The 24,836-nt window shown below is 69.2% G+C and carries 21 protein-coding genes and 2 pseudogenes; 20 read left to right on the top strand and 3 right to left on the bottom strand.

Features of this window, described 5'->3' with window-relative positions:
• The coding region (locus AC5Y7D_RS29400) for a PE family protein (RefSeq protein WP_499929563.1) at positions 1-980 on the bottom strand (980 nt) is incomplete at its 3' end.
• A 222-nt stretch (positions 981-1,202) separates the two neighbouring features.
• Between AC5Y7D_RS29400 and mqo the strand changes: the two genes are divergently transcribed.
• From mqo to AC5Y7D_RS29360, 8 genes and pseudogenes are all read left to right on the top strand, one after another.
• Positions 1,203-2,684: a malate dehydrogenase (quinone) gene (gene mqo / locus AC5Y7D_RS29395; RefSeq protein ID WP_499929562.1), complete on the top strand. Its 1,482-nt coding sequence runs from the start codon at positions 1,203-1,205 to the stop codon at positions 2,682-2,684.
• Complete coding sequence (locus tag AC5Y7D_RS29390; protein WP_499929561.1) at positions 2,685-3,155, top strand: GNAT family N-acetyltransferase; 471 nt, start codon at positions 2,685-2,687, stop codon at positions 3,153-3,155.
• Positions 3,152-4,993, top strand: coding sequence for a magnesium chelatase subunit D family protein (locus AC5Y7D_RS29385; protein WP_499929560.1), 1,842 nt, complete (start codon positions 3,152-3,154; stop codon positions 4,991-4,993). The genes AC5Y7D_RS29390 and AC5Y7D_RS29385 overlap by 4 nt, the downstream gene beginning before the upstream one ends.
• A 14-nt stretch (positions 4,994-5,007) precedes the next feature.
• A complete protein-coding gene (gene cobO, locus AC5Y7D_RS29380; protein WP_499929559.1) occupies positions 5,008-5,625 on the top strand; it encodes a cob(I)yrinic acid a,c-diamide adenosyltransferase in 618 nt (205 codons plus the stop codon).
• Between the two features lie 7 nt (positions 5,626-5,632).
• Complete coding sequence (locus AC5Y7D_RS29375) at positions 5,633-7,006, top strand: cobyrinic acid a,c-diamide synthase CobB (protein WP_499929558.1); 1,374 nt, start codon at positions 5,633-5,635, stop codon at positions 7,004-7,006.
• A gap of 20 nt (positions 7,007-7,026) precedes the next feature.
• Positions 7,027-8,255, top strand: a pseudogene (gene cobA, locus AC5Y7D_RS29370) (uroporphyrinogen-III C-methyltransferase).
• A gap of 22 nt (positions 8,256-8,277) precedes the next feature.
• On the top strand, positions 8,278-9,870 hold the full coding sequence (locus AC5Y7D_RS29365; RefSeq protein ID WP_499929557.1) for an MFS transporter: 1,593 nt from the start codon (positions 8,278-8,280) through the stop codon (positions 9,868-9,870).
• A 171-nt stretch (positions 9,871-10,041) separates the two neighbouring features.
• Positions 10,042-11,787, top strand: coding sequence for a proline--tRNA ligase (locus tag AC5Y7D_RS29360; RefSeq protein WP_499929556.1), 1,746 nt, complete (start codon positions 10,042-10,044; stop codon positions 11,785-11,787).
• On the opposite strand, the gene AC5Y7D_RS29355 is transcribed toward AC5Y7D_RS29360, so the two are convergent.
• The gene (locus tag AC5Y7D_RS29355) at positions 11,788-12,279 is read right to left on the bottom strand and encodes a ferritin-like domain-containing protein (RefSeq protein WP_499929554.1); all 492 of its coding nucleotides are present in this window, start codon (positions 12,277-12,279) and stop codon (positions 11,788-11,790) included.
• Complete coding sequence (locus AC5Y7D_RS29350) at positions 12,276-12,809, bottom strand: hypothetical protein (protein WP_499929553.1); 534 nt, start codon at positions 12,807-12,809, stop codon at positions 12,276-12,278. The genes AC5Y7D_RS29355 and AC5Y7D_RS29350 overlap by 4 nt, the downstream gene beginning before the upstream one ends.
• 203 nt (positions 12,810-13,012) lie before the next feature.
• Between AC5Y7D_RS29350 and rimP the strand changes: the two genes are divergently transcribed.
• From rimP to AC5Y7D_RS29290, 12 genes and pseudogenes are all read left to right on the top strand, one after another.
• Entirely contained in the window at positions 13,013-13,537 is a 525-nt protein-coding gene (gene rimP, locus AC5Y7D_RS29345; RefSeq protein ID WP_499929552.1) for a ribosome maturation factor RimP, read from the top strand.
• The gene (nusA, locus tag AC5Y7D_RS29340; protein ID WP_499929551.1) at positions 13,534-14,565 is read left to right on the top strand and encodes a transcription termination factor NusA; all 1,032 of its coding nucleotides are present in this window, start codon (positions 13,534-13,536) and stop codon (positions 14,563-14,565) included. Before rimP ends, nusA begins: the two co-directional genes overlap by 4 nt.
• Positions 14,566-14,618: 53 nt before the next feature.
• Entirely contained in the window at positions 14,619-14,987 is a 369-nt protein-coding gene (locus AC5Y7D_RS29335; protein WP_499929550.1) for a YlxR family protein, read from the top strand.
• A gap of 73 nt (positions 14,988-15,060) precedes the next feature.
• The gene (gene infB / locus AC5Y7D_RS29330; RefSeq protein ID WP_499929549.1) at positions 15,061-17,949 is read left to right on the top strand and encodes a translation initiation factor IF-2; all 2,889 of its coding nucleotides are present in this window, start codon (positions 15,061-15,063) and stop codon (positions 17,947-17,949) included.
• Between the two features lie 18 nt (positions 17,950-17,967).
• Positions 17,968-18,507, top strand: a complete 540-nt coding sequence (gene rbfA, locus AC5Y7D_RS29325) for a 30S ribosome-binding factor RbfA (RefSeq protein WP_499929548.1) — start codon at positions 17,968-17,970, stop codon at positions 18,505-18,507.
• A complete protein-coding gene (locus AC5Y7D_RS29320) occupies positions 18,482-19,492 on the top strand; it encodes a DHH family phosphoesterase (RefSeq protein ID WP_499929547.1) in 1,011 nt (336 codons plus the stop codon). The genes rbfA and AC5Y7D_RS29320 overlap by 26 nt, the downstream gene beginning before the upstream one ends.
• Positions 19,493-19,497: 5 nt before the next feature.
• Positions 19,498-20,832 (top strand): MATE family efflux transporter, encoded by a 1,335-nt coding sequence (locus AC5Y7D_RS29315; RefSeq protein WP_499929546.1) that lies wholly within the window; start codon positions 19,498-19,500, stop codon positions 20,830-20,832.
• Positions 20,833-20,925: 93 nt separating this feature from the next.
• Positions 20,926-21,825 (top strand): carbohydrate ABC transporter permease, encoded by a 900-nt coding sequence (locus AC5Y7D_RS29310; RefSeq protein WP_499929545.1) that lies wholly within the window; start codon positions 20,926-20,928, stop codon positions 21,823-21,825.
• Entirely contained in the window at positions 21,822-22,655 is an 834-nt protein-coding gene (locus tag AC5Y7D_RS29305) for a carbohydrate ABC transporter permease (protein ID WP_499929544.1), read from the top strand. The genes AC5Y7D_RS29310 and AC5Y7D_RS29305 overlap by 4 nt, the downstream gene beginning before the upstream one ends.
• Before the next feature lie 2 nt (positions 22,656-22,657).
• The gene (locus AC5Y7D_RS29300; protein WP_499929543.1) at positions 22,658-23,968 is read left to right on the top strand and encodes an ABC transporter substrate-binding protein; all 1,311 of its coding nucleotides are present in this window, start codon (positions 22,658-22,660) and stop codon (positions 23,966-23,968) included.
• 83 nt (positions 23,969-24,051) lie between these two features.
• Positions 24,052-24,420, top strand: a pseudogene (locus AC5Y7D_RS29295) (PE family protein); the annotation flags it as partial.
• Positions 24,421-24,558: 138 nt separating this feature from the next.
• Positions 24,559-24,836: PGRS repeat-containing protein (locus AC5Y7D_RS29290; RefSeq protein WP_499929564.1), on the top strand; the 278-nt coding region annotated here is incomplete at its 3' end.

The raw sequence follows: 24,836 nt of genomic DNA, 5'->3' as shown, positions 1-24,836 counted from the left end.
CCACCCTGGTTGCCGAGGGCGGCGAGTCCGCCCGCCCCTCCGGAACCGCCGCCTCCGAACAGCCCACCCGCACCGCCGGCCCCACCGGCCCCGGCGTCACCGGTGAGGGTGAAACCGCCCGCGCCGCCACTGCCGCCTGAGCCGAATAGCCCGCCGGTGCCACCGCTGCCGCCGGCCCCGCTGCCAACGCTGCCCCTCCCGCCGACCCCCCCGGCGCCGCCGGCGCCGCCGAAAATACCGGCGTTGCCGCCGCCGCCACCGGCACCGCCGACGGCATTAGTAAAGGCCTGGCCACCGGCCCCGCCGGCACCGCCGGCGCCGAACAGCCCGCCGGCTCCGCCCGATCCGCCGACCCCGCCGGTTCCGCCGGCTGAGGCGAAGCCACCGGTGCCACCGACACCGCCCGCGCCGAAAAGCCCCCCGGTGCCGCCGGCACCACCCTGACCGCCGACCCCGGCTCCACCTTCTCCACCGTTGCCGCCGGCCCCACCGATACCGAACAGTCCCGCGTTGCCGCCGGCTCCACCTGCCTGCCCGGCAGCGCCGGACCCGCCCGCTCCTCCGTTGCCGATCAGGATTCCGCCGTCGCCGCCGCGCTGTCCGGTCCCCGGGGCGCCGTTGGTCCCGTTGCCGATCAGGGGACGGCCCAGCAACGTCTGAGTGGGTGCGTTGATCGCTTCGAGCAGGCTCTGCTGCACGTTGGCCGCCTCGGCCGCCGCATACGACGCCGCGCCTGCGCCCAACGTCTGAACGAACTGGTCATGAAGCGCTGCGGCCGATGCGCTCAGCGCCTGGTAGGTACGGCCGTGCGCGGAAAACAATGCCGCAATCGCCGCTGACACCTCATCGGTACCGGCCGCCAGCAATCCAGTGGTCGCACAGGCCGCCACAGCATTGGCCGCGGCTATTGCCGAACCGATGCCGACCACCTGCGAACCTGATGCCATCAGCGCTTCGGGAGTCACATACAGAAACGACACGTCGTCCTCTCCTGGAAGAGCCGTGGTCGCTCCAATCGTCCGACGACGGCGCAACGACTAGAACGGTGAGAATCGTACATCCATACCAAGCAACGCATTTCAGAACTCCATTCGGCGACGAGCGGTCGCGGGACCGGTCGGGCGGGGCTGGAGATCTCGGCGTCGGGGACCGTCGCGATAACCTTGGGCACCGGCACCCCAGTGGAAGGACCAGCGATCGGCGTGGCACAGCTAGCCAAAACCGACGTCGTGCTGGTCGGTGCCGGAATCATGAGCGCCACCCTCGGCGCGTTACTGCGGCGGCTGGAGCCCGACTGGTCGATCACCGTGATCGAGCGGCTGGACGGCGTCGGCGCCGAGAGCAGCAGCCCATGGAACAACGCGGGCACCGGTCACGCCGGGCTGTGCGAGCTGAACTACACCCCGCAGCGCCCCGACGGCTCGATCGACATCACCAAAGCGGTGCTGGTCAACGAGCAATTCCAGGTCACCCGCCAGTTCTGGGCTTACGCGGCCGAGAACGGCATCCTGCGTGACCTCCGGAGTTTCCTCAACCCGGTTCCGCACGTCAGCTTCGTCCACGGCGCTGCCGGCGTCGACTATCTGCGGCGGCGCCACGACGCATTGGCCGGCAACCCGTTGTTCGCAGCCACCGAGCTGATCGTCGGTCCCGACGAGTTCGTGCGGCGGTTGCCGTTGATGGCCGCCCGCCGCGACTTGACCGAACCGGTCGCGCTGAACTGGGCCGCCGACGGCACCGACGTCGACTTCGGCGAACTGTCCCGGCAACTCATCGGTTACTGCGCCGGCACGGGTGCCACCGTGCTGTTCGGTCACGAGGTTCGGGGTGTGGCGCGCCGGTCCGAGGGTGGCTGGACGCTGACTGTCGGCAACCGGCGTACCGGTGAAAAGCGGCAGCTGGCAGCCAGATTCGTGTTCGTCGGCGCCGGCGGCGACGCACTGCCGTTATTGCAGAAGGCCGGCATCGACGAGATCCGCGGATTTGCCGGCTTCCCGATCGGCGGCCGCTTTCTGCGCACCGCCAACCCCCGCCTCGTTGCCGCGCACCGGGCCAAGGTGTACGGCAGTCCGGCACCAGGAGCCCCGCCGCTGGGCGCGCTGCATCTCGATCTTCGCCTGGTCAACCGGCGGCCGTGGCTGGTGTTCGGACCCTATGCGGGCTGGTCCCCGAAGTTCCTCAAATACGGGCATTTCAGCGATCTGGCCCGATCGATCCGGACGGACAACCTGCCGTCGATGCTGGGCGTGGGCGCCCGGGAGACGGCCCTGCTGCGTTATCTGATCAGCCAACTGCGGCTCACCGCACCCGAGCGGGTGGCCGTCCTGCGTGAGTTCGTGCCCACCGCAGTCGATTCCGATTGGCAGCTGACGGTGGCCGGGCAGCGGGTGCAGGTGATTCGGCGCGCCAGAGGGAGCGGTGGGGCGCTGGAGTTCGGCACCACCATCGTGGGTGCCGCCGACGGCAGTATCGCGGGCCTGCTCGGTGGTTCGCCGGGCGCCTCGACCGCGGTTCCGGCCATGTTGGACGTGCTGGCGCGCTGTTTCCCGGACAGGCAACGGTCGTGGTTGCCTACTCTCAAAGAGATCGTGCCGTCACTGGGAGCGGAGTTGTCGCGTGAACCCGCCCTTTACGGCGAGCTGAGGAGCTGGACCGACGCGGCGCTGCAACTGAAGGCGGCATGAATGACTGAGGCGTTGCGCCGTTCCTGGTTCAAAGACCTTGACGCACGGACACTTTACGAACTCCTCAAGCTGCGGGTCGAGGTGTTCGTGGTGGAACAGGCCTGTCCGTACCCGGAGCTGGACGGGCGAGACCTGCTCGCCGAGACGCGGCACTTCTGGCTGGAATCGTCGGACGGGGAGGTGATCTGCACGCTGCGGTTGATGGAGGAGCACGCCGGCGGTGAGAAGGTATTCCGGATCGGCCGGGTGTGCACCAAACGCAATGCCCGCGGCCGGGGCCATGCCACCCGGCTGCTGCGCGCCGCGCTGGCCGAGGTGGGCGACTACCCTTGCCGGATCGACGCGCAGAAATACCTGACCGATTTGTATGCCCGGCACGGCTTCGTCCGTGACGGCGAGGATTTCCTCGACGACGGCATCCCGCATGTGCCGATGTTGCGGCCCGGTGCTCCGGCGGTGGGCGCCCGGTGAAGCCCTATCCGTTCAGTGCCATCGTCGGGCACGACCAGTTGCGCCTGGCGCTGCTGCTGTGCGCGGTTCGTCCGGAGATCGGCGGCGCGCTCATCCGCGGTGAGAAGGGCACCGCCAAGTCCACGGCCGTGCGCGGCCTGGCCGCATTGCTGGCCGCCGCCACCGAGGCCGGCGGCGCCGGGCTGGTGGAGATGCCGCTGGGCGCCACCGAGGACCGGGTGGTGGGCTCGCTGGACCTGCAGCGGGTGCTGCGCGATGGCGAGCACGCGTTCTCGCCGGGCCTGCTGGCCCGCGCCCACGGCGGCGTGCTCTACGTCGACGAGGTGAACCTGCTGCACGACCATCTGGTCGATATCCTGCTCGATGCCGCCGCTATGGGCCGGGTGCACGTCGAACGAGACGGCATCTCCCATACGCACGAGGCCCGGTTCGTGTTGATCGGAACCATGAATCCCGAAGAGGGCGAACTGCGTCCGCAGCTGCTGGACCGGTTTGGCCTGACCGTGGAGGTGCAGGCGTCCCGTGACGTCGACGTGCGGGTGGAGGTGATCCGCCAGCGGATGGCCTACGAAGCCGACCCCGACGCCTTCGCCCGCAAGTACGCCGACGCCGACGCCGAACTGGCCCGCCGAATTGCGGCGGCACGCGCCCTCGTAGACGATGTGACGCTGCCCGACAACGAGTTACGCTGGATCGCGGCGCTGTGCGCGGCATTCGACGTCGACGGCATGCGCGCCGATCTGGTGGTGGCGCGCACCGCTGCCGCCCACGCGGCCTGGCGCGGCGCGCTGACCGTGGCGGAGCAGGACATTCGGGTGGCCGCCGAATTGGCGTTGCCGCATCGCCGACGCCGCGACCCCTTCGACGACCACGGCATCGAGCGCGACCAGTTGGACGAGGCGCTGGCGCAAGCCGGTGCGCAAGCTCAGGGCGAAACCGATCCCGACCCCGATCCGCCCGGCGGCGGTGAGTCCGTCGAAGACCCTGGCGGGCAACAGAATTCGAGTCAGCCGAAAGCGCCATCGGCACCCAGGCCCAGTGCGCCGCCGTCGAAGGTCTTTCGCACCCGGGCGTTGACGGTCCCCGGGGTCGGCGAAGGCGCGCCGGGCCGGCGGTCCCGCGCCCGCAACGCCGCCGGCAGCGTGGTGGCCGCCGCCGACCCCGCCGATGCCGGCGCGCACGGCATGCATCTGTTCGCCACCCTGCTGTCCGCCGCCGAAGACGCCCGCCGGGCGGGGCCGCTGCGCCCGCAACCCGCCCACCTGCGCCGGGCCGTCCGAGAGGGCCGGGAGGGCAACCTGGTGATCTTCGTCGTCGACGCGTCCGGTTCGATGGCCGCCCGTGACCGCATGGCCGCCGTCAGCGGGGCCACCATGTCGCTGCTACGCGACGCCTATCAGCGACGCGACAAGGTCGCGGTGATCACCTTCCGCCAGCAGGAAGCCAAGATTCTGCTGCCCCCGACGTCGTCGGCGCACATCGCCGGACGGCGGCTGGCCCGGTTCGACACCGGCGGCAGAACCCCGCTGGCCGAGGGCCTGCTGGCCGCGCGGGGACTGGTCATCCGGGAACGGGTGCGCGACCGGGCCCGCCGGCCCCTGGTCGTGGTGCTCACCGACGGCCGCGCGACCGCCGGTCCGGACCCGTTGGGCCGCAGCAAGATTGCCGCGGCCCGGTTGGTCGCAGAAGGGGTTGCCGCGGTCGTCGTCGACTGCGAGACGTCGTATGTCCGGCTGGGTCTGGCCGGCCGGCTGGCCCGGCAGCTGGGTGCGCCGGCCATCCGGCTGGAGCAGCTGCACGCCGACCAGCTGACCCAGGCCGTCCGCAGCGTGGCGTGAACAGGTAATCGCTTATGCCACAAGGTCATCCGATCGATGTGCCGAACGACGGCCGGACCACCCGGGCGCGGCGCAACACTCCGGTGCTGGCCGTGCACACCGGTGACGGCAAAGGCAAATCGACGGCCGCGTTCGGAATGGCGCTGCGGGCGTGGAATGTCGGGATGAGCGTCGCGGTCTTCCAGTTCGTCAAGAGCGCAAAGTGGAAGGTGGGCGAGGAGGCGGCGTTTCGTCAGCTCGGCCAACTGCATGAGCGCGACGGTGTGGGCGGTGCGGTGGAATGGCACAAGATGGGATCGGGCTGGTCTTGGACACGCAAGTCGCGCAGCAGCGAGGTCGACCATGCCGCGGCCGCCGCCGCCGGCTGGGCGGAGATCGGCCGCCGCCTGCAGGAGCAGCGTCACGACTTCTATGTCCTCGACGAGTTCACCTATCCGCTCAAGTGGGGGTGGCTCGATGTGGACGACGTGGTGGACGCGCTGCAGGCCCGGCCCGGTCACCAGCATGTGGTGATCACCGGCCGCGACGCCCCGCCGCGCCTGATCGAAGCCGCCGACCTGGTGACCTCGATGGGCAAGGTGAAGCACCCGATGGATGCCGGCCGCAAGGGGCAGAAGGGCATCGAGTGGTGAGCGCCCAGTGACCTCAACGCCCGCCGTCGTCATCGCCGCCCCGGCATCGGGCAGCGGAAAGACCACGGTGGCAACGGGTTTGATCGGCGCGCTGCGCCAGTCCGGGCACCGGGTGGCCCCGTTCAAGGTCGGCCCCGACTTCATCGACCCCGGTTACCACAGCCTGGCCGCGGGGCGACCGGGCCGCAACCTCGACCCGGTGATGGTGGGGGAGCGGCTTGTCGGCCCGTTGTTCGGCCACGGCACCCGCGGCGCCGACATCGCGGTGATCGAAGGGGTGATGGGCCTGTTCGACGGCCGCATCGGCCCCGCCGCTGCCGCGACCGGCCCGGCGGCCGGCTCCACCGCGCATGTCGCGGGTCTGCTGGGTGCGCCGGTGATTCTGGTGGTCGACGTGCGCGGACAGAGCCACAGCATCGCCGCGCTGCTGCACGGGTTCTCCACCTTCGACCCGCAGACCCGGATCTGCGGGGTCATTCTCAACCGGGTCGGCACGTCCCGACATGAGCTGGTGCTGCGGCAGGCGTGTGAGCAGGCCGGGGTCCCGGTGCTGGGGGCGATCCCGCGAAACACCGAATTGGAGCTGCCATCAAGATATCTCGGCCTGGTCACCGCGGCGGAGTACGGTCGCCACGCCCAGCTGGCGATCGAGGCGATGACGGCCCTGGTGGCGCGTCACGTCGATCTGGCCGGTGTGGTGTCGGCCGCCGCCAGCCGGCTCGACGACCCACCCTGGGACCCGGCGGGCGAGGTTGGTGCCGTCGGCGCAGATGCCCGAGTCGCCCTGGCGGCGGGCAAGGCCTTCACCTTCGGCTACGCCGAACACGCCGAGTTGATGCGGGCCGCCGGCGCGCAGGTCGTCGAGTTCGACCCGCTCAGCGAAGCCCTGCCGGACGGGACCAACGCGGTGCTGTTGCCCGGCGGGTTCCCCGAGCAGTTCACCGCGGAACTGTCCGCCAACGACGTCGTCCGGCGCCAGATCGCCGACCTGGCCGCCGCGGGTGCGCCGGTTCATGCCGAATGCGCCGGCCTGATCTATCTGGCCGACGAACTGGACGGATTCCCGATGTGCGGGGTTCTGGCCGGCTCGGCTCGGTTCACCCAACGGCTCACCCTGGGCTACCGGGACGCCGTCGCTGTCGCGGAATCGTCGATGTACCCGGTCGGCCGGCGGGTGGTGGGGCACGAGTTCCACCGGACCACCGTCGCTTTTACCGGTAGTTATCAGCCCGCCTGGGTCTACCGCGGCGCGCACGTCGATCGCGTGCGAGACGGCGCCGTACACGCCGGTGTGCACGCGTCGTATCTGCACACCCACCCGGCGGCGACGCCCGACGCGGTGGCCCGCTTCGTCGCGCATGCGGGCAAGCCGCGGCTCTGACGCGACATTAAGCTTGGCCGGTGACCGAGAGCCCCTATCTGGTGGGACTGCGACTGACCGGCCGGAAGGTCGTCGTCGTCGGCGGGGGAGGCGTCGCTCAGCGCCGGCTGCCGCTGCTCATCGCCAGCGGCGCCGATGTGCACGTCATCTCGCGCAGCGCCACCCGCGCCGTGGAGGCGATGGACGGGATCACGCTTTCGCTGCGCGAATACCGTGACGGGGACCTGGACGGCGCCTGGTACGCGCTGGCTGCCACCGACGACCCGCAGGTGAACGCGGCCATCGTCGCCGAGGCCGAACGCCGGCGGATCTTCTGTGTCCGCGCCGACATCGCCGTCGACGGAACAGCGGTCACCCCGGCGTCCTTCCGGTACGCGGGACTGTCGGTGGGTGTACTGGCCGGCGGTGAGCACCGCCGGTCGGCGGCCATCCGCTCGGCGATCCGCGAGGCACTGCAGACGGGGCTGATCACGCTGGAGAACTCCGTGGGCTCCGACGGCGACGCCGATGTCGTTCGCGGCGGCGTGGCCCTGGTCGGTGGCGGCCCGGGCGATCCCGAACTGATCACCGTGCGCGGCCGGCGGCTGCTCGCGCACGCCGATGTGGTGGTCGCCGACCGGCTCGCCCCGCCTGAACTGCTGGCCGAGTTGTCGCCGCACGTCGAGGTCATCGATGCCGCCAAGATCCCGTATGGGCGGGCCATGGCCCAGGACGCGATCAACGATGTGCTGATCGACCGCGCCCGGGCCGGCAGCTTCGTGGTCCGCCTCAAAGGGGGCGATCCGTTCGTCTTCGCCCGAGGCTACGAGGAAGTGCTGGCATGCGCGGAAGCGGGAATCCCGGTGACCGTGGTGCCGGGTGTGACGAGTGCCATAGCCGTGCCCGCTCTGGCCGGCGTTCCGGTGACTCACCGGGGCATGAATCACGAGTTTGTGGTGGTCAGCGGCCATCTGGCGCCCGATCATCCCGAATCGTTAGTGAATTGGGACGCTTTGGCAGCAATGTCCGGCACCATCGTTTTGCTGATGGCGGTCGAGCGCATCGAACTTTTCGTCGCCGCCCTGCTGAAAGGCGGCCGACCTGCGGATACTCCGGTCATAGTGGTGCAGCACGGAACGACGGCGGCTCAGCAGACGTTGCGGGCGACCCTTGCAGACACGCCGGAGAGGGTCCGCGCGGAGGGTGTTAGACCTCCCGCGATCGTCGTGATCGGGCCCGTGGCGGCGTTCGGCGTTTAAACAATTCTTAAGATTACTGTAAGGTAACCCGTTATGACGGCTCTCAACGACTCAGAGCGGGCAGTCCACACTTGGACTGAGGGACGCTCAGAACGTTCGGCCCAGGAGCGTCCCACGCGAACAGTGGAGACCCCTTTGCAGCGCATGAGCAGGTATTACCCGACCTGGCTACCCTCACGGCGGTTCATTGCCGCCGTCATCGCCATCGGCGGTATGCAGCTGCTGGCCACCATGGACAGCACCGTCGCCATCGTTGCGCTTCCTAAGATCCAGGACGAGCTCAGCTTGTCCGACGCCGGTCGGAGCTGGGTCATCACCGCGTACGTGCTGACCTTCGGCGGGCTGATGCTGCTCGGCGGCCGGCTCGGTGACACCATCGGACGCAAGCGCACCTTCATCGTCGGTGTCGCGCTGTTCACCATCTCTTCAGTGCTCTGTGCGGTGGCCTGGGACGAGGCGACGCTGGTGATTGCCCGGCTCTCGCAGGGCGTGGGTTCGGCGATCGCCTCGCCGACGGGTCTGGCGCTGGTGGCGACCACCTTCCCGAAGGGTCCGGCGCGTAATGCCGCGACGGCGGTCTTCGCCGCGATGACGGCAATCGGGTCCGTGATGGGCCTGGTGGTCGGCGGAGCTCTGACCGAGTACTCCTGGCGGCTGGCGTTCCTGGTCAACGTACCCATCGGTCTGGTGATGATCTACCTGGCCCGGACCGCGCTGCGCGAGACCAACCGCGAGCGGATGAAGCTCGATGCCGCCGGCGCAATGCTGGCCACCCTGGCGTGCACCGCCGCCGTCTTCGCCTTCTCGGTGGGCCCGGAAAAGGGCTGGATCTCGCTCACCACCCTCGGTTCGGGTGTGGTGGCAGTGGCTGCCGGCATTGCGTTCGCCGTCGTGGAGCGCACTGCGGAGAACCCGGTCATCCCGTTCCAGCTGTTCCGCGACCGCAACCGGTTGGTCACGTTCATCGCGATCTTCCTGGCCGGCGGCGTCATGTTCAGCCTGACGGTGTCCATCGGCCTGTACGTCCAGGACATCCTCGGCTACAGCGCGCTCGGCGCCGGTATCGGCTTCATCCCGTTCGTCATCGCGATGGGAATCGGCCTGGGGATCTCCTCGCAGCTGGTGTCGCGTTTCTCACCGCGGGTGCTGACCATCGGCGGCGGCTGGCTGCTGCTCGGCGCCATGATCTACGGCTCGATGTGCATGCATCGGGGCGCTTCGTACTTCCCGAATCTGGTGGTGCCGATCGTGATCGGCGGGATCGGTATCGGAATGGTGGTCGTCCCGCTCACCCTGGCCGCAATCGCGGGCGTCGGGTTCGACCAGATCGGCCCGGTCTCGGCGATGACGCTGATGCTGCAGAGCCTGGGCGGGCCACTGGTGCTGGCCGTCATCCAGGCCGTGATCACCTCCCGAACTCTATACATGGGTGGCATCACCGGTCCGGTGAAGTTCATGAACGAAGCCCAGTTGCATGCCCTCGACCAGGGATACACCTACGGCCTGCTGTGGATCGCCGGTGCCGCGGTCATCGTCGGCATCGCGGCGCTGTTCATCGGCTACACCCCCGAGCAGGTTGCGCACGCCCAGGAAGTCAAGGAAGCGATCGACGCCGGAGAGCTGTAGCTTTCCGCCTGAGGCCGGTGTGACTGCTGTGGCTGAGCCATGGCGGCCTCGCGCCGAGCCTGCAAATTTGGCGGCCCCTACTCGCATTTTCTCGACAGTTTTGCAGGCTGGGCGACGGCCCCGGTTGACGTGACGTTCGACGCACGAACCCCCCAAGTAGGCTTGCCGCCTGTGATCACCCGGATGTCCGAGCTGTTTCTGCGCACGCTGCGCGACGACCCTGCCGACGCAGAGGTGCCCAGCCACAAACTGCTGATCCGCGCCGGGTACGTCCGCCCCGTCGCGCCCGGCCTGTACAGCTGGCTGCCACTCGGCCTGAAGGTGCTGCGCAACATCGAACGCATCGTCCGCGAGGAGATGAACGCGATCGGCGGCCAGGAGATCCTGTTCCCGGCCCTGCTCCCGCGCGCGCCCTACGAGACGACGAATCGCTGGACCGAGTACGGCGACGGAGTTTTCCGGCTCAAGGACCGCCGCGGCAACGACTACCTGCTGGGACCCACCCACGAAGAGTTCTTCACCCTGACCGTCAAGGGGGAGTACAGCTCCTACAAGGACTTTCCGCTGACGCTCTACCAGATCCAGACCAAGTACCGCGACGAGGCGCGCCCGCGCGCGGGCATCCTGCGCGGCCGCGAGTTCGTCATGAAGGACTCGTACTCCTTCGACATCGACGCCGCCGGTCTGAAGGCCTCCTACCACGCTCACCGGGAGGCCTATCAGCGCATCTTCGAGCGGCTCAACGTGCGCTACGTCATCGTGTCGGCGGTCTCGGGGGCGATGGGCGGCAGCGCGTCGGAGGAGTTCCTGGCCGAAAGCCCGATCGGCGAGGACACCTTCGTCCGCTGTGTGGAATCTGGTTACGCCGCCAACGTCGAAGCCGTCACCACCGCGCGCCCGGACGCACAGCCGACCGACGACAAGCCCCCGGCCGAGATCCACGACACCGGCGACACCCCGACCATCGCCACCCTGGTCGCCTGGGCCAACGAGGCGCTGGACCGCACGGTGACGGCCGCCGACACCCTCAAGAACGTCCTGCTGAAGGTCCGCCAGCCCGGCGGAGACTGGGAGCTACTGGCCGTCGGCGTGCCCGGTGACCGCGAGGTCGATGACAAGCGGCTGGGCGCGGCACTGGAACCGGCCGAGTACGCCCTGCTCGACGACGCCGACTTCGCCAGGTACCCGTTCCTGGTCAAGGGTTACATCGGGCCGAAAGCGCTGCGGGACAACGATGTCCGCTACCTCCTCGACCCGCGCGTGGTGGACGGCAGCAGCTGGATCACCGGGGCCGACGAGCCCGGGCGCCACGTGGTCGGCCTGGTCGCCGGCCGCGACTTCACCGCCGACGGCACCATCGAGGCCGCCGAGGTGCGCGAGGGCGACCCCTCTCCCGACGGCGCCGGCGCGCTGGTCATGGCCCGCGGCATCGAGATCGGCCACATCTTCCAGCTCGGCCGCAAGTACACCGACGCGTTCACCGCCGACGTGCTCGGCGAGGACGGCAAGCCGGTGCGGCTGACCATGGGTTCCTACGGCATCGGGGTGTCACGGTTGGTTGCCGTCGTGGCCGAGCAGCACCACGACGAACTCGGGCTGCGCTGGCCGACCTCCATCGCGCCGTTCGGTGTGCACCTGGTGATGGCGAACAAGGATCCCGAGGCTCGGCTGGGCGCCGCCAAGCTGGCCGCCGACCTGGACAAGGTCGGGGTGGACGTGCTGCTCGACGACCGCCAGGCATCGCCGGGCGTCAAGTTCAAGGACGCCGAGCTGCTCGGTGTGCCCTTCGTCGTCGTGGTGGGCCGTGGCTGGGCGGATGGCCGGGTGGAGCTGCGCAACCGCTTCACCGGCCAGACCAGCGAACTGACCGTAGGCGACTCGCTGACCGCCGAGCTCGTCGCCGCTATCAGCGCCTGACTACTCGTTGCCGCCCGGGAACGAGGTGGTGATCGGCCAGCCGCCCAGCACCTTGTTCCACCGTGCGGCCAGCACCGCACTCTGGGTCAAGGCGGTCGAGGCAAACGCGCGGTCCTCGGCGGTCTCGGCGTGCTCGACGACCGCCCGCCACGCCGTCGCCCCGTCGTTCTCCATGCGTGCCGCCAGCCGCGCCGCGTCGGCCGGGCTGCCCACCGGCGCGGGAAGCTGGTAACCGGCGGCGGCCGGGTTTGCGGTGACCTTGCGCGCGGTGAGCATCGCGATGACGTCGTCGCGACGCTGGCGGTGCTGGTTGAGCGCCTCCACCACCAGGTCGTTGACGCTCGGGGGCGACAGCGCCGACACGATGCCGTAGCCGTAGATGGTGCCGTGCTCGACGGCCAGCGCGTCGTTGAGCGCCGTCACGTCGGCGTCTTTGCCGCCGGGGCCCTGCCTGTGCGGGCTGGCGCCCAAGCTGGGTTCCGAGGACGTCATATCGACGGACCCCCGGGCACCAGGGCAACCTCGCAGGACGCGGTGCACGACGCGGCGATCGAGGCGAGCAATCCGGCCCGGTAGCCCGAGGACGTCGACACCAGGCGGTTGGCATCATCGGCTGACTTGCGCAGCGAGTCGATCACGTCGGAAACCGGCGGTGGTGGCGGCGGCGGCAACTCCGGCTCGCTGGAGCTGGGGCCGGAGCTGCTCGTCTCGCTGGTCGACGAGACGAGCTTGCCGGCGGCGCGGGCGATCTCGGTGGACAGTGCCCTGGCATGCGCGGCCCGCTGGGTGGCCACCACGGTCAGCGCGGCCGCGATCTGCGGGGGACTGCCGATCGCCCCAGCGGCCGCAGCGGCCAGCGCGCTGTCGCGGCGGGCCTGGTCCAACGGGCCCAACAAATCCTCGACGGCGGGGGGCTTGGGTGTCGACTCGCCGCAGGCGGTCACCACCGCCCCCAGTGCAGCAAGAGCGGCACCACCGGCGAGCACACCCCGCCTGCTGATGACGGGTACTGCTCTGGGCACGTCCCACATCCTGCCATCACCGCGCCCGGCGGCGACGCCAGCCATGGCGCCGCCCGGCATCGAACGGGCGTCAACAGGGCATCCTGGCGTATCGTTGGTAGCTGGCTCTCTGAGTTCGCTGTGAAAGCCGCGTGCAAGACAAATCAGGCGGCTGCCCTGACGGAAGCCGCCGATGACCGACAACTCAAGATGAGGAGCTCGCCGTGACCACCGGGCTACCTTCGCAGACGCAGGTGATCGAGCTACTCGGTGGCGAGTTTGCGCGCGCCGGCTACGAGATCGAAGACGTGGTCATCGACAGCCGCACCCGCCCGCCGCGCATCACCGTGATCGCCGATGGCGACACCGCTCTGGATCTGGACACCATCGCGTCGCTGTCGCGCACCGCGTCGGATTTGCTGGACCGAATCGACGGCGGGGACGGCTATGTCCTCGAGGTCAGTTCCCCGGGCGTGGACCGGCCATTGACCCAAGAGAAGCATTTCCGGCGGGCGCGGGGCCGCAAGGTCGACGTGGTGCTGGCCGACGGCTCTCACCTGACCGGCCGGGTCGGCGACACCCGCGGTGGCACCGTCGCACTGGTGGTCCGCTCGGGCCGGGACTTGGCGGTACGTCAAGTCCCGCTGGCAGACATCGTCAAAGGTGTTGTGCAGGTTGAGTTCGCGGCGCCGGCACCGGCCGAGCTGGAGTTGTCGGGGCAGGCACGGGGGACGGAGGCCGGAGCATGAACATCGACATGGCGGCGCTCCATGCCATCGAGGTGGACCGGGGCATCTCCGTCAACGAACTCCTCGAGACCATCAAGTCCGCGCTGCTCACGGCCTACCGGCATACCGAGGGGCATCAGTCTGACGCGCGCATCGAGATCGACCGCAAGACCGGCGTGGTGCGCGTCGTCGCCCGCGAGACCGACGAAGACGGCAACCTGATCAGTGAATGGGACGACACGCCTGAGGGCTTCGGCCGCATCGCCGCCACGACCGCCCGTCAGGTCATGCTGCAACGCTTCCGTGACGCGGAGAACGAGCGCACCTTCGGTGAGTTCTCCACCCGCGAGGGCGAGATCGTCGCCGGCGTGATCCAGCGGGACAGCCGGGCCAACGCGCGCGGCCTGGTCGTCGTCCGGGTGGGTACCGAGGCCAAGGCGTCCGAAGGGGTGATCCCGGCCGCCGAACAGGTCCCCGGGGAGAGCTACGAGCACGGCAACCGGCTGCGTTGTTACGTCGTCGGGGTCAGCCGCGGCTCCCGCGAGCCGTTGATCACTCTGTCACGTACCCACCCCAACCTGGTGCGCAAGCTGTTCTCGCTGGAAGTCCCGGAGATCGCCGACGGTTCGGTGGAGATCGTGGCTGTGGCCCGGGAGGCCGGCCACCGGTCCAAGATCGCCGTCGCGTCCCGGGTACCCGGTCTGAACGCCAAGGGCGCCTGCATCGGACCAATGGGTCAGCGGGTCCGCAACGTGATGAGCGAACTGTCCGGGGAGAAGATCGACATCATCGACTACGACGAGGACCCGGCCCGCTTCGTGGCAAACGCGCTGTCGCCGGCCAAGGTGGTCTCGGTGTCGGTGATCGACCCGAACGCCCGCGCCGCCCGGGTGGTGGTTCCCGACTTTCAGTTGTCCCTGGCCATCGGCAAGGAAGGCCAGAACGCGCGTTTGGCCGCCCGGCTCACCGGGTGGCGCATCGACATTCGCGGCGACGCGCCGGGTCAGCCTGAACAGGGCGCGAGCCACGGGATGGCGCACGGGCACTGACCCCGCACCCACGGGTGGTTCTGACCACGGGTCGGGTGACGCTAGACTGAGCCGTGATCCAGCGCGAGCCTTCGGACTCGGCGCACCAATGCCCGGACAGCTCCAGCGGACCGGTGCGGACGTGCGTCGGATGCCGGAAGCGAGAGCTGGCCGTCGAACTGCTTCGAGTGGTGGCCAGGTCTACCGGGAACGGCAACTACGCCGTAATCGTTGACCAGGCCGAAAGCCTGCCGGGGCGGGGTGCGTGGCTGCATCCCGGTCAGCAGTGCCTGCAACAAGCGATTGGGCGGCGAGCTTTCACCCGAGCGCTGCGCATCACCGGTTCACCGGACACATCCGCGGTGGTCGAGCACGTCAGTTCGCTGGCGGGCTTGTCCCACCGGGCAACAGAACAGGTAGCAACGAACATGAGCACACCGTGAAGTCCCGATGACCATGCGTCATAGCTAACCCCGAGGCGCGGCCCACACTGTCGCCTCATAGACAGGAGATGTAGTGGCAGGTAAGGCCCGCGTACACGAGTTAGCCAAGGAACTCGGTGTCACCAGCAAGGAAGTTCTCGCCCGACTGACCGAACAGGGCGAATTCGTCAAATCGGCATCATCGACAGTGGAAGCACCCGTCGCCCGGCGGCTTCGCGAGTCGTTCGGCGGCGGCAAGCCCGCTGCCGCCACCGGCGCGGTGAAGAGCCCGCAATCGTCCCCCGCCGCGCGGCCGGTGGCCAAGCCCGCGGAGAAGGCGGTGCCCACCGCCGCAGAGACGGCACTGGACCGCGCGCTGGACAAGGCCGTCGGCAACGGCGCGCAGGCCGGCGCTCCCGCCAAGCCGGCCGCTCCCGGCCGGCCGGCCACCCCGGCCACCCCGGCCACCCCGGCCACCCCGGCCACGCCGCCGCCACCGGCTGCCCCGGCGCCACCGGCCGCACCCGCGGCCAGTGTCAAGCCCGCGCCGCCGGCCCCGCCGGCGCCCGGCCCGGCGGCACCCGCACCGGCGCAGCCGCCCAGCCCGCAGGCCCCGCAACCCGGCATGACGCCCGGGCCGCGTCCGGGCCCGATGCCCAAGCCCGGCGTCCGGACTCCCCGCGTCGGCAACAACCCGTTCTCGTCGGCGCAGCCGGTGGACCGGCCGATCCCGCGGCCGCACCCGCAGGCTCCGCGTCCCGGAGCGCCCAGGCCGGGCGCGCCGCGGCCGGGCGGTGCCTCGCCCGGCAGCATGCCGCCGCGGCCCGGTGGCGCCTCCGGAGGACCACGCCCACCGCGTACCGGGGCGCCCCGGCCCGGTGGTGCCCGGCCGGGTGGAAGTGGCGGTCCAGGCGGCGGTGGCGGCGGTAACTACCGCGGCGGCGGCGGTGTCGGAGCGGCACCCGGCGGCGGCGGCGGCTTCCGCGGTCGTCCCGGTGGCGGCGGCCCAGGTGGCGGTGGCGGTGGTGGCGGCGGCGGCGGTGGCCGCCCCGGTCAGCGCGGTGGTGCGGCCGGTGCGTTCGGCCGTCCCGGTGGCGCGCCGCGGCGTGGCCGCAAGTCCAAGCGGGCCAAACGCGCCGAGTACGAGAACATGCAGGCGCCGGTCGTCGGTGGCGTGCGATTGCCGCACGGCAACGGCGAGACCATCCGGCTGGCCCGTGGCGCATCGCTGAGCGACTTCGCCGACAAGATCAACGCCAACCCGGCCGCGCTGGTGCAGGCGCTGTTCAACCTCGGCGAGATGGTCACGGCCACCCAGTCCGTCGGTGACGAGACGCTCGAGCTGCTGGGCAGCGAGATGAACTACAACGTTCAGGTCGTCAGTCCCGAGGACGAGGACCGCGAGCTGCTGGAGTCCTTCGATCTCACCTACGGCGAGGACGAGGGCGGCGAGGAGGATCTGCAGACCCGCCCGCCGGTGGTCACCGTGATGGGTCACGTCGACCACGGCAAGACCCGTCTGTTGGACACCATCCGTAACGCCAGCGTGCGCGAGGGCGAGGCGGGTGGCATCACCCAGCACATCGGCGCCTACCAGGTCGGCGTCAATTTCGAGGGCAGCGAGCGGCTGATCACCTTCATCGACACCCCCGGTCACGAGGCGTTCACGGCCATGCGTGCCCGCGGTGCCAAGGCCACCGACATCGCCATCCTGGTGGTGGCGGCCGACGACGGCGTGATGCCGCAGACGGTGGAGGCCATCAACCACGCGCAGGCCGCCGATGTGCCGATCGTGGTGGCGGTCAACAAGATCGACAAGGAAGGTGCGGATCCGACCAAGATTCGGTCGCAGCTCACCGAATACGGTCTGGTGGCAGAGGATTTCGGCGGCGAGACCATGTTCGTCGACATCTCGGCCAAGCAGGGGACCAACATCGAGGCGCTGGAAGAAGCGGTGCTGTTGACCGCCGACGCCGCCCTGGACCTGCGGGCCAATCCCGACATGGAGGCCCAGGGTGTGGCCATCGAGGCGCACCTGGACCGCGGTCGCGGTCCAGTGGCCACCGTGCTGATTCAGCGCGGCACGCTGCGGGTCGGCGACTCGATCGTCGCCGGCGACGCGTACGGCCGTGTCCGCCGGATGGTCGACGAGCACGGCGAGGACGTCCACGAGGCGTTGCCGTCGCGTCCGGTGCAGGTCATCGGCTTCACGTCGGTGCCCGGTGCCGGTGACAACCTGTTGGTCGTCGACGAGGACCGCATCGCCCGCCAGATCGCCGACCGGCGCAGCGCGCGCAAGCGCAACGCGCTGGCGGCCCGCAGCCGCAAGCGGATCAGTCTGGAAGACCTGGACTCGGCGTTGAAGGAAACCAGCCAGCTCAACCTGATCCTCAAGGGCGACAACGCCGGTACCGTCGAGGCGCTGGAAGAGGCCCTGATGGGCATCGAGGTGGACGACGAGGTGGCGCTGCGCGTCATCGACCGCGGTGTCGGTGGCATCACCGAGACCAACGTGAACCTGGCGTCGGCATCGGATGCCATCATCATCGGCTTCAACGTGCGGGCCGAAGGCAAGGCCACGGAGCTGGCCAACCGCGAGGGCGTCGAGATCCGCTACTACTCGGTCATCTACCAGGCGATCGACGAGATCGAGAAGGCCCTGCGCGGCATGCTCAAGCCGATCTACGAGGAGAACCAGCTGGGTCGGGCGGAGATCCGGGCGATCTTCCGGTCCTCGAAGGTCGGCATCATTGCCGGCTGCATGATCACCTCCGGGGTGGTGCGCCGCAACGCCAAAGCCCGGTTGTTGCGCGACAACATCGTGGTGACCGAGAACCTCTCGATCAACTCGCTGCGCCGGGAGAAGGACGACGTGACCGAGGTCCGCGAGGGCTTCGAGTGCGGTCTGACGCTGGGTTACTCGGACATCAAGGAAGGCGACATCATCGAGTCCTTCGAGCTCGTTCAGAAGGAACGGTCATGACGAGCCTGAGCCCCGCCGATGGCTGATCCCGCACGGGCACGCCGGCTGGCCAAACGGATCAGCACGATCGTCGCGTCGGCGATCGAGTACGAGATCAAAGATCCGGGGCTGGCCGGGGTGACCATCGTCGACACCAAGGTCACCAACGACCTGCACGACGCGACGGTCTATTACACCGTGATGGGACCCACGCTGGACGACGAGCCCGACTATGCCGGCGCCGCCGCGGCGCTGGACCGGGCCAAGGGTGTGTTGCGGACCAAGGTCGGAGCGGGCACCGGTGTGCGCTTCACCCCGACCCTGACCTTCACCCGCGACACCACGTCGGACACGGTGAACCGGATGGAGGAGTTGCTGGCCCGGGCGCGCGCCGCGGACGCGGACCTGGCTCGGGTTCGGGTGGGTGCCAAGCCGGCCGGAGAGGCCGACCCGTACCGTGATAGTGGGTCGGCGGACGAACCGTCGGTCGTCGGGGGATTGAGCAGCGCTACCCAGGCTGTGGGGGTACCACCCGCTTGCGGGGGAGGCACCGATGACGACGATCAATCCGAAGACTGAGCTGACCGGGGTGCCGTTGCACAATGGTGCCCGCGTCGATGCGGTCGGCGCCGTCAGGCTGCTGTCGGCCGCCGAATCGGTCGCGGTGATCTGTCACGTCCACCCCGATGCCGACACGATCGGCGCGGGGCTGGCGCTGGGCATGGTGCTCGACGAATCCGGCAAGCAGGTCCAGGTCAGCTTCGCCGAGCCCGCGGACCTGCCGGAGTCGCTGCGTTCGCTGCCCGGCTGCCACCTGTTGGTGGCCCCCGCCGATTTGCGGCGCTCCGTCGACCTGGTGGTCACCGTGGACGTGCCGAGCATGCACCGGCTCGGCACCCTGCGCGAGCTGGCCGGTCCCGGCCAGGAACTGCTGGTCATCGACCACCACGCATCCAACGGCTTGTTCGGTACCGCGAACTTCGTGGACATCTCGGCGGATTCGACCACGATGATGGTCGCCGAGATCCTAGACGTGTGGGGCAAGCCGATCGACCGCGGCGTGGCGCACTGCATCTACGCCGGCTTGACCACGGACACCGGGTCATTCCGCTGGGCCAGCGCGCGCGCCCTGCGGCTGGCCGCCCGGCTGGTCGACCTCGGCGTGGACAACGCCGCGATCAGCCGGTCGTTGCTCGACAGCCATCCCTATGCCTGGCTGCCGATGCTGTCCCGGGTGCTGGGGACCGCTCAATTGCTGCCCGAGGCGGCGGGCGGCGCCGGCCTGGTCTACGCGGTGGTGGAGCATGACGAATGGGTCAACTCGCGCTCGGAGGAAGTCGAGAGCGTCGTCGACATCGTGCGCACCACCCAACAGGCCGAAGTGGCGGCGGTGTTCAAGGAGGTCGCACCGCAACGGTGGTCGGTGTCGATGCGGGCCAAGTCGATCGACCTGGCGACGGTGGCGATCGGGTTCGGCGGCGGCGGCCACCGCTTGGCGGCAGGTTATTCGACCGCCGGCTCCATCGACGAAGTGGTGGCGGCGCTGCGCGCGGCGCTCGACTAGCGGCCTTGCAGCAGGGCGGGCCGGGTTCCGGCCGACCGGCCGCCGGTGGCCGGCAGATCGCCGCGCTGGCTCTGCCCGCGCTGGGGGTGCTGGCCGCGGAGCCGCTTTACCTGCTCTTGGACACCGCGGTCGTCGGTCGGCTCGGCGCGGTGGCGCTGGCCGGCCTGGCCATCGGCAGTCTGGTGCTCGGCCTGGTCAGTACCCAGTTGACGTTTCTGTCCTACGGCACGACCGCCCGCGCAGCGCGCTACTTCGGCGCCGGGGACCGGGTCGCCGCCGTCAACGAGGGTGTTCAGGCGAGCTGGCTGGGCTTGGGTCTGGGTGCCGCGATTGTGGCCGCGGTCCAGGCCGCGGCGGTGCCGGTGGTCTCGGTGATCGGGTCGAGTGCCCACATCGCCTCCGCGGCGCTGCCCTGGCTGCGGATCGCCATCCTGGGCGGTCCCGCGATCCTCGTCTCGCTTGCCGGAAACGGCTGGATGCGCGGTGTGCAGGACACCGTCCGGCCGCTGCGCTATGTGCTGGCGGGTTTCGGCGTCTCGGCGGTGCTGTGCCCGATGCTGGTGTACGGCTGGCTGGGTCTGCCGCGGCTGGGCCTGCCCGGGTCGGCGGTGGCCAATCTCGTTGGTCAGTGGCTGGCGGCGCTGTTGTTCGGTGGCGCACTGCTGGCCGAGCGGGTTCCGTTGCGCCTCGACCGGGGCGCGATACGTGCCCAACTGGTGATGGGGCGGGATCTGATCCTGCGCAGCATGGCCTTTCAACTCTGCTTCGTCTCGGCCGCCGCGGTAGCCGCGAGGTTCGGAGCCGCCGCGCTCGCCGCCCACCAGATTGTGTTGCAGCTGTGGACATTTCTTGCGCTCGTTCTCGATTCACTGGCCATCGCCGCGCAGTCGCTGGTGGGGGCGGCGCTCGGGGGCGGTGACGCCGCGCATGCCAAGTGGGTCGCCTGGCGGGTGACCTGGTTCTCGCTGCTGGCCGCGGGTGTGCTGGCCGTGGCATTCGCGGCGGGCTCGTCGGTCATGCCGGACCTGTTCACCGGCGACCGTTCGGTCCTCCATGCGGTGGCTGTCCCCTGGTGGTTCCTGGTTGCCCAATTGCCAATTGCGGGAATCGTTTTCGCGCTCGACGGCGTGTTGCTGGGCGCCGGCGACGCGGCGTTCATGCGCACCGCCACCGTCGTCAGCGCGTTGCTGGGGTTTCTCCCGCTGATCTGGTTGTCGCTGGCGTACGGATGGGGGCTGACCGGGATCTGGTCCGGTCTGAGCACCTTCATGGTGTTGCGGCTGGTCTTCGGCGGCTGGCGGGCCCTGTCCGGACGCTGGGCGGTCACTGGCACGGGGTGAGCGCGCCGAGATTGCCTGGATGGCTGTGGTTCACGGCGGCAGTTCAGCCGTCACGGCAATCTCGGCGCGCCGTGGCGGGGCTACACTGCGCCGGTGAGGACGACGCAACGGACCCGGCGCCGCCCCTGGAGTGACTACGCCTTGTTCGTCGTGCTGGTGGGGCCCAATGCGGCGCTGCTGCTGCTGTTCGTCTACCGGCCGCTGGCCGACAACATCCGGTTGTCGTTCTTCGACTGGAACATCTCCGACCCGACGGCCGAATTCGTCGGGCTGTCCAATTACGCGGAATGGTTCACCCGTTCCGACACCGTCCGGATCGTGCTCAACACGACGGTGTTCACGGTGGCCGCGGTGGCCGGGTCGATGGTTTTGGGCCTGGCGCTGGCCATGCTGCTCGATCAGCCGCTGCGGGGCCGGAACTTTGTGCGGTCCGCCGTGTTCGCCCCATTCGTGATCTCCGGTGCGGCCGTGGGGCTGGCCGCCCAGTTCGTCTTCGATCCGCATTTCGGCCTGCTGCAGGACCTGCTGCGGCGCTGTGGTGTCGGTGTGCCCGATTTCTACCAGGACGCGCACTGGGCGATGGTCATGATCATCGTGACCTATGTCTGGAAGAACCTCGGCTACACCTTCGTCATCTATCTGGCCGCCCTGCAAGGGGTACGCCGAGACCTGTTGGAAGCGGCGCAGATCGACGGGGCCGGCCGGTGGACCACCTTCCGACTGGTGACCCTGCCCCAGCTGCGTCCCACCACGTTCTTCCTGTCCATCACCGTGCTGATCAGCTCGCTGCAGGTTTTCGACGTCATCAATGTCATGACCCGCGGTGGTCCCGAGGGCACCGGCACCACCACGATGGTCTACCAGGTGTATGTGGAGACCTTCCGCAATTTTCGCGCCGGCTATGGCGCCGCGGTCGCAACGATCATGTTCGTGGTGCTGTTGGCCATCACCTACTACCAGGTGCGAGTGATGGACAGGAACCGGCACCAGTGACGCCCGATCGCGCCCGCACGGCCCGACTGCTCGGCTATGCGGCGATGCTGCTGGTGCTCACGCTGATCGCCGGGCCGCTGACCTTCGTCTTGCTCACCTCGTTCAAGGACCAGCCGGACGTCTACTCGCAGCCGACCACCTGGTGGCCGCCGCACTGGAATCCGCAGAACTACCGAACTGCCACACAGGAGATTCCGTTCTGGACGTTCGTGCGCAACTCGGTGATCATCACCTCGGCGCTGGCGGTGGTGAAGTTCGTGCTGGGCGTGCTCAGCGCCTTCGGCCTGGTGTTTGTGCGGTTTCCCGGCCGCAATGTGGTGTTCCTGCTCATCATCGCGGCCCTGATGGTGCCCAATCAGATCACCGTGATCTCCAACTATGCGCTGATCTCACAATTGGGCCTGCGCAACACCTTTGCGGGCATCATCCTGCCGCTGGCCGGCGTCGCTTTCGGAACCTTCTTGATGCGCAACCACTTTCTGTCGCTGCCCGCCGAGGTCATCGAAGCGGCGCGGATGGACGGCGCCCGGTGGTGGCAACTGCTGCTGCGGGTCGTGCTGCCGATGTCGGGGCCCACCATGGTGGCGTTCGGCATCATCACCGTGGTCAGCGAATGGAACGAGTACCTGTGGCCGTTCCTGATGTCCGACGACGAGTCGATCGCCCCGCTGCCGGTCGGCCTGACCTTCCTGCAGCAGTCCGAAGGCGTGAGCAACTGGGGCCCGGTGATGGCGGTGACGCTGTTGGCGATGCTGCCGATTCTGCTCATCTTCATCGTCCTGCAGCGGCAGATGATCAAGGGCCTCACCTCCGGCGCGGTGAAAGGATAGCGGTGGACGCCCTGAACCGCAGAGGGTTCCTGACGCTGGCGGCGGCCGGTGTGACGGCGGGCTGTGCGGGCATGGGCGGCGGCGGCCCGGTCAAGTCCGGCGACGGACCCATCGCCTTCTGGTCCAACCACCCGAATCAATCCGCGGCGGTGGAGCGGGAATTGGTCGGCCGTTTCCAGGCGGAATTTCCGGGCCTGCCGGTCAAGCTGATCGACGCCGGCAAGGACTACAACGAGGTCGCACAGAAGTTCAATGCTGCCCTCATCGGTGCCGACGTACCCGATGTCGTTGTGCTGGATGACAAATGGTGGTTTCACTTTGCGCTCAGTGGTGTCTTGACCCCGCTTGACGAGCTGTTGCGGCAGGAGGGGGTGGACACCGCAGACTATGTCGAATCGTTGTTTGCCGACTACGAGTTCGACGGCCACCACTACGCGGTGCCGTATGCGCGCTCCACCCCGTTGTTCTACTACAACAAGGCGGTGTGGGAAAGAGTCGGACTGCCTGACCGCGGCCCGACCTCCTGGCCGGAGTTCGACGATTGGGGTCCGCGGCTGCAACGCGTTGTCGGCAAAGGGAACTGGGCGCACGGCTGGTCGAATTCGGACACCATTTCCTGGACGTTCGAAGGACCGAACTGGTCTTTCGGCGGCGCCTATTCCGACCGGTGGGAGCTTAGGTTCACCGACCCGGCGACCATCGCGGCGGGCACCTTCCTGCGCGATTCGATACACGGCAAGCGGTATGCGGCGGTCTCCAACAACATCGCCAACGAGTTCGCCACCGGGATCCTGGCCTCAGCGGTGACGTCGACCGGAGCGCTGGTCGGCATCACCGACGCGGCGCGATTCGACTTCGGTGTGGCGCCGCTGCCCACCGGCCCCGGCGGAGCGCCCGCGTGTCCGACGGGTGGGGCCGGCCTGGCGATTCCGAAGAAGCTGTCCGACGAGCGAAAGGCCAACGCGGTCAAGTTCATTGCGCACCTCACGAGCGCGCGCAACACCGCCTATTTCAGTCAGCACACCGGATATCTGGCTGTCCGCAAATCCGCGTTGAACGATCCCAGCCAACAGCAGTACCTCACCGACAACCCCCGGGCCCGGGTGGCCCTCGACCAGCTGCCGCACACCCGCCCGCAGGACTATGCCCGCGTGTTCCTTCCCGGAGGTGACCGCGTCATCGCCGCCGGTCTGGAATCCATCGGCTTGGAAGGCGCCGACGTGGGCGCGACGTTCGGCGACATACAGCGACAGTTGCAGGTCATCTACGACCGGCAGATCAAGCGCAAGCTCTCGGGCTCGCGGCCAGGATGAGTAGTCGGGACATTCGGGTCGTCACCGCGGGCGCCGGGTGTCAGGCGGCGCTATCACCGCGGGGCGTGATGGCTGCGCAGTAGATGCTGAGGTGGCCGGGTGCCGCAGGCGAGCAGGCAAGTGGATATCCGGCAAGCAAGACGTGGCTGGCGCGCGTAGCCTATAGCGCAACGCTTTTCGCGCCACTAGTCTTTGTCCGTCGTCACATTTTGCTGATGTGGGAGGCTTTGAATTCGTCGTTGGTGGTGGTGCCCCCGGTGGTGGCGGTGGCCTCGGAACAGCTGGCGGGGATCGGTGCGGCGGTAGGTGCGGCTAACGCGGCGGCGGCGGCATCGACGGCCGCGGTGGCGGTGGCCGCTGGTGATGAGGTGTCGGCGGCGATCGCGGCGCTGTTTTCCGTACACGCCCGCCAGTACCAGGCGGTCAGCGCCCAGGCGGCGGCGTTTGGTGCCCGGTTCGCTGATGCGCTGGGCGTGGCGGGCGCCTCGTATGCCGCCGCGGAGGCGGCTGCGGCAAATCCGTTGCAGGCGTTGGCCGGTGAGGTGTTGGCGGTGATCAATGCCCCGAGCATCGCGCTGTGGGGGCGTCCGTTGATCGGCGATGGGGCCAATGGGGCGCCGGGGACGGGTCAGGCCGGCGGGGATGGCGGGTTGTTGTGGGGTAATGGGGGCGCGGGGGGGTCGGGGGCGGCGGGGCAGGCCGGTGGTCGGGGTGGGGATGCGGGGCTTTTCGGTGCTGGCGGGCCCGGTGGTGCCGGCGGGGCGGGTGTGGCCGGCGGCGCGGGCAGTGCCGGGGGTGCCGGCGGTGCGGGGGGATGGTTGGCAGGAGTGGGTGGCGCCGGAGGTTTTGGCGGGACGGGTGGGGCCAG

The organism is Mycobacterium sp. NGS49 (genome assembly GCF_059812565.1).
This window is presented reverse-complemented; position numbering and strand designations above follow the sequence as displayed.

Coding starts and splice junctions, on each gene's coding strand:
- cobO (WP_499929559.1), top strand. CDS start 5,008: ATGCCACAAGGTCATCCGATCGATGTGCCGAACGACGGCCGGACCACC.
- nusA (WP_499929551.1), top strand. CDS start 13,534: ATGAACATCGACATGGCGGCGCTCCATGCCATCGAGGTGGACCGGGGC.
- AC5Y7D_RS29390 (WP_499929561.1), top strand. CDS start 2,685: ATGACTGAGGCGTTGCGCCGTTCCTGGTTCAAAGACCTTGACGCACGG.
- AC5Y7D_RS29365 (WP_499929557.1), top strand. CDS start 8,278: ATGACGGCTCTCAACGACTCAGAGCGGGCAGTCCACACTTGGACTGAG.
- rbfA (WP_499929548.1), top strand. CDS start 17,968: ATGGCTGATCCCGCACGGGCACGCCGGCTGGCCAAACGGATCAGCACG.
- AC5Y7D_RS29355 (WP_499929554.1), bottom strand. CDS start 12,279: ATGACGTCCTCGGAACCCAGCTTGGGCGCCAGCCCGCACAGGCAGGGC.
- AC5Y7D_RS29320 (WP_499929547.1), top strand. CDS start 18,482: ATGACGACGATCAATCCGAAGACTGAGCTGACCGGGGTGCCGTTGCAC.